The 8809-nt window shown below is 50.8% G+C and carries 9 protein-coding genes and 2 tRNA genes; 7 read left to right on the top strand and 4 right to left on the bottom strand.

The features are described from left to right. Nucleotides 1–77, top strand: a tRNA-Pro gene (locus AC3WQT_RS04755). 104 nt (nucleotides 78–181) lie between these two features. Next, nucleotides 182–258, top strand: a tRNA-Pro gene (locus AC3WQT_RS04750). A 74-nt stretch (nucleotides 259–332) separates the two neighbouring features. Here AC3WQT_RS04750 and ribD read toward each other — a convergent pair. Together ribD and apbC are read right to left on the bottom strand one after the other, a co-directional pair. Continuing rightward, complete coding sequence (gene ribD, locus AC3WQT_RS04745; RefSeq protein ID WP_492702681.1) at nucleotides 333–1439, bottom strand: bifunctional diaminohydroxyphosphoribosylaminopyrimidine deaminase/5-amino-6-(5-phosphoribosylamino)uracil reductase RibD; 1107 nt, start codon at nucleotides 1437–1439, stop codon at nucleotides 333–335. Between the two features lie 13 nt (nucleotides 1440–1452). Continuing rightward, nucleotides 1453–2541 (bottom strand): iron-sulfur cluster carrier protein ApbC, encoded by a 1089-nt coding sequence (gene apbC, locus AC3WQT_RS04740; protein WP_492702680.1) that lies wholly within the window; start codon nucleotides 2539–2541, stop codon nucleotides 1453–1455. Nucleotides 2542–2724: 183 nt separating this feature from the next. Between apbC and AC3WQT_RS04735 the strand changes: the two genes are divergently transcribed. After that, on the top strand, nucleotides 2725–3417 hold the full coding sequence (locus AC3WQT_RS04735) for a methylamine utilization protein (protein ID WP_492702679.1): 693 nt from the start codon (nucleotides 2725–2727) through the stop codon (nucleotides 3415–3417). A 51-nt stretch (nucleotides 3418–3468) separates the two neighbouring features. Here AC3WQT_RS04735 and AC3WQT_RS04730 read toward each other — a convergent pair whose 3' ends face one another. After that, the gene (locus tag AC3WQT_RS04730) at nucleotides 3469–4989 is read right to left on the bottom strand and encodes a phage tail sheath family protein (protein WP_492702678.1); all 1521 of its coding nucleotides are present in this window, start codon (nucleotides 4987–4989) and stop codon (nucleotides 3469–3471) included. 34 nt (nucleotides 4990–5023) lie between these two features. Continuing rightward, complete coding sequence (locus AC3WQT_RS04725; protein ID WP_492702677.1) at nucleotides 5024–5623, bottom strand: DUF924 family protein; 600 nt, start codon at nucleotides 5621–5623, stop codon at nucleotides 5024–5026. A gap of 307 nt (nucleotides 5624–5930) precedes the next feature. Between AC3WQT_RS04725 and AC3WQT_RS04720 the strand changes: the two genes are divergently transcribed. The 4 genes from AC3WQT_RS04720 (at nucleotide 5931) to AC3WQT_RS04705 (ending at nucleotide 8808) form a co-directional block, all read left to right on the top strand. Beyond that, complete coding sequence (locus AC3WQT_RS04720; RefSeq protein WP_110254021.1) at nucleotides 5931–6464, top strand: GbsR/MarR family transcriptional regulator; 534 nt, start codon at nucleotides 5931–5933, stop codon at nucleotides 6462–6464. A 111-nt stretch (nucleotides 6465–6575) separates the two neighbouring features. Beyond that, complete coding sequence (locus AC3WQT_RS04715; RefSeq protein ID WP_492702676.1) at nucleotides 6576–7013, top strand: thiol-disulfide oxidoreductase DCC family protein; 438 nt, start codon at nucleotides 6576–6578, stop codon at nucleotides 7011–7013. An 8-nt stretch (nucleotides 7014–7021) separates the two neighbouring features. Then, nucleotides 7022–8338, top strand: coding sequence for an SDR family oxidoreductase (locus tag AC3WQT_RS04710; protein ID WP_492702675.1), 1317 nt, complete (start codon nucleotides 7022–7024; stop codon nucleotides 8336–8338). Then, on the top strand, nucleotides 8335–8808 hold the full coding sequence (locus AC3WQT_RS04705; protein WP_492702674.1) for a DUF2269 family protein: 474 nt from the start codon (nucleotides 8335–8337) through the stop codon (nucleotides 8806–8808). The genes AC3WQT_RS04710 and AC3WQT_RS04705 overlap by 4 nt, the downstream gene beginning before the upstream one ends. The last annotated feature ends 1 nt before the right edge of the window (nucleotide 8809 follow it).

Genomic DNA, 8809 nt, shown 5'->3' with positions numbered 1-8809 from the left:
CGGAGTGTAGCGCAGCCCGGTAGCGCACCTGCTTTGGGAGCAGGGGGTCCAAGGTTCGAATCCTTGTACTCCGACCAAATTCTAGGGATCGTCACAGACGATCCCTTTTATTTCAGCAGATTCAGATTGTGGCTGATTTAAGCTGAATCGACTAAAATAAATAAATGACAGACCAGTTTTTCGGAGTGTAGCGCAGCCCGGTAGCGCACCTGCTTTGGGAGCAGGGGGTCCAAGGTTCGAATCCTTGTACTCCGACCATTTAAAAAGGATCGTTGAATATTCAACGATCCTTTTTTCTTTTCCGCCTCAGTTTTTCAACTCGGTTTTCCGGATCACTCAGATTGCTTGAATCGGGCAAGCACTCGCAAGTCTTCACCTACCTGGCTGACTTCATGAAATTGCAAAATCCTGGCCTGATCCACATGGGTCAATTCAGGCAAATTAAATAAACCAGCCCCACTCCCCAAAAGCTTGGGAGCCAGGTACAGCAATAATTCATTGACGCAATCCTGTCTGATCAATGCCCCATTCAGGGTCGCCCCGGCTTCCACATGCAATTCATTGATTTGCCTGCGTCCCAATTCTTGCATCAAAGCTGGTAAATCCACTTGCTGATTCGCATCTGCCAGACAAATTACTTCTGCCCCCGCCTGCTCCAGTTGCGCCTGTTTTTCAGCATCAGGCACAGCACATACGATCAAGGCGCCGCCTTGCAACACCTTGGCTTGCGGCGAGATGCGCAGATGTGAATCGACAATGATTTTTTTGGGCTGACGCGGTGTGTCCACACCCCTTACATTCAGCATGGGGTCATCTGCCAGCACCGTGCCTATGCCAGTCAAAATTGCATCTGCACGCGCACGCCAGTGATGGCCATCCAGCCTTGCCACCGGCCCGGTAATCCACTGGCTTTGCCCATTCGCCAGTGCCGTGACGCCATCGAGGCTGCCAGCAACTTTCATCCGAATCCAGGGCTTGCCGGTTTCCATGCGCTGGAAAAAACCTATATTCAATTCCCGCGCTTGCAAGGCGAGACCAGGAAAAGTACCACACTCAACTTCGACACCTGCTTCCCGCAGGATACTCAAGCCGCGCCCTGCTACTTGTGGATTGGCATCCTGCATGGCAGCAACCACGCGTGTGATGCCAGCATCACGCAAACCATTTGCGCAGGGTGGCGTACGGCCAAAATGACTGCAGGGCTCCAGCGTGACATAAGCAGTGGCACCACGCACGTCATGGCCTTGTGCAGCAGCATCGCGCAGCGCTTGCACTTCTGCATGCGCCTGCCCTACCGGCTGTGTCCAGCCCTGCCCCAGCACCTGACCATCGCGAACGATCACGCAACCCACTTTGGGGTTAGGCGAAGTTTCTATGGTGGCGCGGCCAGCCAGCTCAAGTGCCTGCTGCATGTAAGCATAGTCAGCCTGCTTGTCCATACTCGCCTGCACCTCAGGTATTTTGTATGGTGATAGTGGGGAACTTGCTTGTCATGTCCTTGGCTTTTTCAGCAACCCTGATAGCGACTTTGCGGGCGATATCTTTATACAGGCCAGCAATTTTCCCTTCAGGCTCGGCAACCACTGTAGGCGTGCCTGAATCAGCTTGCTGGCGTATCGTCATTGTCAAAGGCAGGCCGCCAAGGAAATCAACACCAAAGTCTGCACACATTTTCTGACCACCACCTTCGCCGAAAATATGCTCAGCATGGCCACAGTTAGAGCAGATATGGATGCTCATGTTCTCGACTATGCCCAGGATAGGAATACCGACTTTTTCAAACATTTTGAGACCCTTGCGCGCATCCAGCAAGGCGATGTCTTGCGGTGTCGTGACGATGACTGCACCAGTGACCGGCACCTTTTGCGACAGGGTCAGTTGTACGTCGCCCGTACCAGGTGGCATATCGACAATGAGGTAATCCAGATCACGCCAGTTGGTCTGCCCCAGCAATTGCTGCAAGGCCTGGGTGACGAGGGGCCCACGCCAGACCATGGGCTCGTCAGGATCTATCATGAAACCTATGGAAGAAACTTGGAGGCCATGGTTTTCCAGCGGCTCCATGGTTTTGCCATCGACCGTTTCAGGGCGGCCAGAGATGCCCATGATCATGGGTTGCGAAGGGCCATAGATGTCGGCATCCAGGATGCCAACAGCTGCGCCTTCAGCGGCCAGGGCCAGGGCCAGGTTGGCGGCGGTAGTCGATTTGCCAACCCCGCCCTTGCCTGAGGCTACAGCAATAATATTCTTTACGTTAGGCATGAGCCTGATGCCCGGCTGCACAGCATGGGCAATAATTTTTGAAGTCACATTGACTGCAACCTTGCCCACACCTGGCAAAGCTGCAATGGCTGCCACAACGGCAGCGCGTATCAATTCAAACTGGCTTTTGGCCGGGTAACCCAACTCCACATCCAGGCTCACATCTGCGCCTTCTATCTTGATATTTTTGGCGGATTTGCTTGTTATCAGGTCCTTAGTGGTGTTTGGGTCTATCACTTTTGCCAATACGGCTTTAATGTCGTCAACTGTAATACTCATGCAATTCTCCATAGATATCCTGCAAGTCTAGCGCAATTTGTACATCCAGGCTGCAATACCCTTGATGACAGGCTTGTTGTAAGTGGGCATATTTGAAGAGACGCAAACTTCCCCGTCCAATGAAGTTCAAGCATAATGGTTCTGCGCCCATTTATTTTTTACAAAGAAAATCAGGAGAAATTGATGCAAATTCAAGCAAAACCCCACTCTCGCAGCAAATTCTGCCTTTCATTGTCTGCACTGGGTTTACTTTCTTACTCCCTGACTGCCCAGGCTGGCTTGCTGGTCGGGCATTTGACCGACAAGAACGGGCAGGCCATGGGTAACGCCGTTCTGTTCGCGACACCACTGGACACGCCTTCGCCTGCGAAAAAACCTGGTGAAACCAGCATAGTGGCGCAAGAAAATTATGCTTTCAGCCCTTTCCTTACCGTCATACGCAGTGGTACACAAGTGCGATTTCCTAACAAGGACAATCACGAGCATCACCTGAAGTCATTTTCCCCAGCCAAGACTTTTGAACTACGCGTGAATAACAAGAAAGAAGAACCTGCGCCTATCCTGTTTGATAAACCTGGTGAAGTTGCCCTGGTCTGCCATTTCCACGACTGGATGCGTGGCTTTATCTATGTGGTTGATACACCTTATTTTGCCAAGACCGATGCATCGGGCAGTGTAGCCCTCAATAACCTGCCAGCCGGCAAATATGAGGTCAAAGCCTGGGCGCCAAATATGTTTGGCGAGCCACTGGCGCAAACCGTGCAGGTGGCAAACGAAGGCCCCAGCAATGTCAAATTCCAGTTCAATTTCGTACCAAAAGCACCGCCTGCACCTCGCAATTTGAGCAAGGGTACGGCGACATTTGGCTATGACTGATTGCCATGATTGAACAAATGCCCGGCATAGTCACGGGCATTCGCAATCTTGTTAGCCAGTTTGCATTTGCTGCCGGAAAGTCAGGACAATAAATTCTGCCGGGTGCACCACCGCGACTGAAACTGAGACATTCATTACCCCATCCAGTATGTCTTGCCCGGTCATGGTGCTGCCCAGCCCGACACTAACGCTATATGCCTCCGTTGGCTTGCTGCCAACCAGAGCGCCGTCTCTCCAGAGAGCGTTCAAGAAATTGCTGATTGTGGCATTCACACTATTCCAGGTCAGGCTATCATTGGCCTGAAACGCATAGGCATGCAAAGCAGCTTTAATCGATTGCTCCAGCATGATCATGGTGCGTCGGACATTGATATAGCGCCAGTCGTTACTATTCCCTGCCAGAGTGCGCGCTCCCCAGACCAGCAAACCGTAGTTGGGAAACGTACGTATGGCATTCACAGCCATGCCATTCAGAGGCACATTTAAAGCCGCTTGCTCCTGGTCGTCAATCATTACCGCAGGAGAAATGGTATTGATGATGGTTGTATTGGCTGGTGACTGAAACACACCAAAGGTATGATCAGTACGCGCATACACACCTGCCATTGCAGCAGCAGGCGGCAACAGATTGACGCTGGTCGCTATATTTTTGATGCAGGATTGATACAGTGGAGAGACAGCCATCAGGCTCTGGTGGCGCTGGCGAATGGCCACTGCATCGGCTGCCTGTGTCAGTGAGGCTACGATACTCAGGTAAGCCTGTAATTTCGATGAAGAAATACCTGGCGAACCAGGAGGAAATAAAATCGGTGCTTCTGCATTCAAATCTGCTACCAGCAAAGGCAAGGTACTGGCTGAAACCCAGCTGTAATCGATGTCACTGATATTGACGATATTCGTATTCAGCCATGGATAATAACTGACGCCATATTGATTGAATTCCTCACCCAGCCCCGTAATCCTGTAAAAGCCACCGCTGCCTGTACCGCCTGTGATGGGGTCTTGCGCACTGCCATCTGCAGGCAAATAACCATTGTGTACGTCCAGTATGCACATGAGGTGCTGCGATTGTTCACAGCTTTGCAATGCCAATTGCGACACACTGGCCCAGTCATCCAGGCTCAGGTGCACAGCATCTGGCATGACCAGCAAATCTGCCTCTGTACATTCAGCAGCGATGGCCAACGCATTGTTATAAGCATCCTTGTTAAAAGTACCCGCAGCAATTACTTCGTCATAAGTACCAAGAGAAAGTATGTAGCAAACTCCGCCGCCATTATTGAAAAACAATTGCAAGCCAAAATATAAGTCGAAAGCTGGCGCAGCTTTATTAGCCTGGTATGGCGGTGTGGCCTGAGTATTGCTCACGTAGTCATACGCTATCTGCGGCGCACCACCGAATATACTGATGTATTCATCCAGGGATGAAATGCATGCGGGCTTACCTGCACCACCGGCCTTGGCTGTATATCCCACAAAGACAGGTATGCCGGTAGGTACCGCCACCACTGAACTGGAGAAACCATCCACTTCAGTAAGGAAAACACCCGGTGCTGCAAGTTGTTGAATCATGTTCGAGTACTCCGAAGTAATCTGCTGCCACTTTTTAAAAAGACGAACCCGGTTCAGATAAAAACTTTACTTCCTCGGCCGTTGATGCCCGTCCCAAAATCGCATTCCTGTGCGGGAAGCGGCCAAAGCGCTGGATGACTGCGCGATGCTTCACGGCATACTGATAAAAGCCTTCAAAAGGCTCTCGCTGTCCTTCTGGCACTTCCTGGCGCAAGGCATCAAATAAAGCTACTGCCCTGTCCTGGTCGGTCAGCGATTCTGAATGTTCCAGCGGCAGGTAAAAGAAAACTCTTTGTATGTGACGCAACTGGCGATCAGCCTGCGCTTGCAAGCCTGCTTCGCAATAAGCCCTGGCTTGCGCATCATAGGCGAATGACTCTGGCGTGTTCCTGTACATATTCCGGGGGAACTGGTCGCACAGAATGATCAGGGCCAGTCGGCCCTCTGCTGTGTTTTCCCAACCGGTTAATTCCTTTTGCATGGCCTGCTCAGTCAGGTTGGCAAAACCGTCCCTGATGGCGGCATCCAGATCATCGCTCTTGGACCACCATAGTTTGGCCTGGGATTGCGCGGTTTTGGCATCATCGGTATCCAGACCAAACCAGAAATTTAATACGGCGTGCAAATCATCCATCTATGCCCCTCTTAGATTTAAGTCTTATTATTGGAACTTACGCAAAACCGCCCCCAGTTGCGTTGCAGCTCCTAGTCGTACTTAAAGTACTGTCTTCGTCGCTACGGTGCAGTCGGGAATTGAGGCAACATGTTGCCTGCCGACGAAACGAACCTCCCTTACAAGGGAGGTTTCCTAAAGCAATAGACCTGCTGGGACAATTTTGCGTAAGTCCTCATTATGGGCAATTTTATCTTTTGATTAAGGAAATTGATAATTCTTTTATTTCTGTCTTGACTGAAATAAGGGAATTAACTACACTGTGATCATGGAACTTACACCCGTCAAACAAAAATTTATCCTGCACTGGGGCGAAATGGGCACCTTATGGGGTGTTAACCGTACCGTGAGCCAGATTCATGCCCTGCTGTATATCGTGGGCTGCCCCATGCAGGCAGAAGAAATTGCAGATACGCTGGGTGTAGCAAGGTCGAACGTATCAAATTCGCTGAAAGAGCTGCAAAACTGGAAGCTGGTGAAACTGGCGCATGTCATGGGTGACCGCAGGGCACATTATGAAACATCGCTGGATGTCTGGGAATTGTTCCGCACAGTAGTACGTGAACGCAAGGAAAGGGAATTCAATCCCACCATCACTACCTTGCAGCAATGCCTGGATAGCCCTGATCTGGATCAGGAAGACAAGGCCACGCAATTACGTATTGCCGAGACCCTGGCGCTGATGAAGACCGTCACCACCTGGACCGATGAAATGCTGCGACTGGAACCGAACACCTTGATGAAGCTCTTGAAGATGGGTGCGGCAGTACAAAAATTTGTGCGCGGAGATGACAAGCAATAGTGGTGCAAGCCATCGCCGCATAAAAAAAATGCTCACGCATTTTTTTTGAAGATAAATTTCTGTTTAGACAGAAATGTCAGAAATAAAAGTTAAAAAGTGAGGGAACCTGAAATGAGCGACTATCCACTGACCCTGCTGTATGATGCCTCCTGCCCTATCTGCAAGCTGGAAATGGACAACTTGCGTGAACGTGATCAATTGAATAAATTAAATTTCGTTGATGCTTCAGCAGTTGGTTTTGATGCTGCAAAATATGGTGTGAATCTGGCAGAAGTGATGCGCGTCATCCATGGCATCAAACCAGACGGCACAGTGGTGACTGGGGTAGAAGTCATACACCTCTCCTACCGCGCCGCAGGCCTGGGCTGGCTGACTGCGGCCAGCAATTGGCCCCTGCTCAAACCCATCTGCAATTGGGGTTATGAGTATTTCGCCAAAAATCGCCACTGGGTTTCTGAAGTATTTGCAAGTGCCATCATACGCATTGCCGCCAGGCGCACTGAAAAACGTAGCCGCGCCTGCAAAGAAGGTAAATGCACAATTAAATAAGCTTCATCATGAAAATTCTTATCTGCGGCGGCCAAGGTTTTTTGGGTCGCCATATCAGCCGGGCTCTGCAAGATGCAGGACATGAAATATGTCATGGCGTACGCAAACCCAAACTGCCAGAACGCCTGACTGATCCGCAAGAAATAGCGATCAATTATGTGCATGATATCGAGCCTGCCATCTGGGAAAAACGTCTGCGCAGCCTTGGGCAAATTGATGTCATCATCAATGCTGTCGGCATACTCAATGAAACAACAGAACTAAGTTTCGATGCCATTCATCGCGACGCACCTGTTGCCTTGTTTTATGCAGCAGCCAGATGCGGCGTTAAATCCATCATTCAAATATCTGCTCTGGGTGCTGCAAACGAAACTGAACATCCAGAAGCCATGACAGGCTATATGCAAAGCAAGCGTGCTGCTGACAAGGCGCTCATGGCCAGCGGCCTCAGTTATCTGATCCTGCGCCCTTCTTTGGTGGTTGGCATTGATGGTGGCAGCAGCCAGTTATTCCGCAGCATGGCCAGCCTGCCTGTACTTGGTTTGCCAGGTCGTGGTGAACAACAATTGCAACCCGTGCATGTAGATGACTTGTGTGCAGCAATCGCCATCTGGCTCGCCGATGAAAACCGTCACAGCATGATCTTGAATACCGTTGGCCCGCAAGCCATGTCTTACCGGCGCATGCTGGAAACTTATCGCCTGGTCATGGACATGCCTGAGCAACGCATGTTTTCTATCCCCATGCCCCTCATGCGCATGGCTGCCAGCGCAGCAAGGCTGTTACCGCAAAATGTGCTGACACCAGACAGTTTGCGCATGCTGGAGCAAGACAATGTCGCTGACGCCACCGACTTTGCTGCGCATCTGAGCAGGCCAGCGAAATCGCATAAAGACTGGTTCACTGGCATCCCTGCCAACATGCTGGCCAGCAGCGCGATTGCAGGCTGGAGCCTGCCATTGTTTCGCTATGTGCTGGCTCTGGTCTGGTTTGTCACTGCCGCAGTGTCGTTTGGTCTTTACCCCATCTCCGGCAGTCTGGCTTTATTGCAGCCTTTGGGTCTTAGTGGTGCACCTGCGATGTTCATGCTGATGGCCGCATCGACTCTGGACCTATGCCTGGGTCTGGCTACTCTGCTCTGGCCCAGGCGCGTTTTGTGGTTGATGCAAATTGCCCTGATTGTTGGCTATAGCGGCATCATTGCGATTTATTCGCCTGAGTATTATTTACATCCCTTTGGTCCAGTCTTGAAAAACTTGCCCATACTGGCATTACTCGCTTATTTATTTGCTAATAAAACAGACGCACGAAAAGACACAAAATGAATACCTATCTCTTGCTTAAAACCCTGCACGTCTTGTCTTCTGTCTTACTGGTTGGCACCGGTTTTGGTTCGGCGTTTTATATGTTCTTTACCAATCGCAGTAAACAATTCAAGGCGCAAGTCGTGGTCGCGCGGCTGGTCGTACTGGCTGACTGGTGTTTTACAACACCAGCCGTAATTATCCAGCCCCTGACTGGCTTTGCCATGGTCCACATGGCAAGCTGGCCCTTGAGTACGCCTTGGATCATGTGGTCCTTTGTTCTCTATCTGTTTGCCGGTGCCTGCTGGTTGCCCGTGGTGTGGCTGCAAATACGCATGAAAGCCATGCTCGAAGTCGCGGACGCCAACAACACTACTGTGCTGCCAGAGCAGTACTGGCGCTATGCAAAGATATGGGAATGGTTGGGCTACCCTGCATTCATTGCCATGATAGGTGTGTACTTTTTGATGGTGAACAAGCCCAGCTTTTGAT

This window comes from Undibacterium sp. FW305-107 (assembly GCF_058788535.1).
The sequence above is the reverse complement of the archived record's forward strand: the minus strand, read 5'-3'. Positions and strand labels throughout refer to the sequence as shown.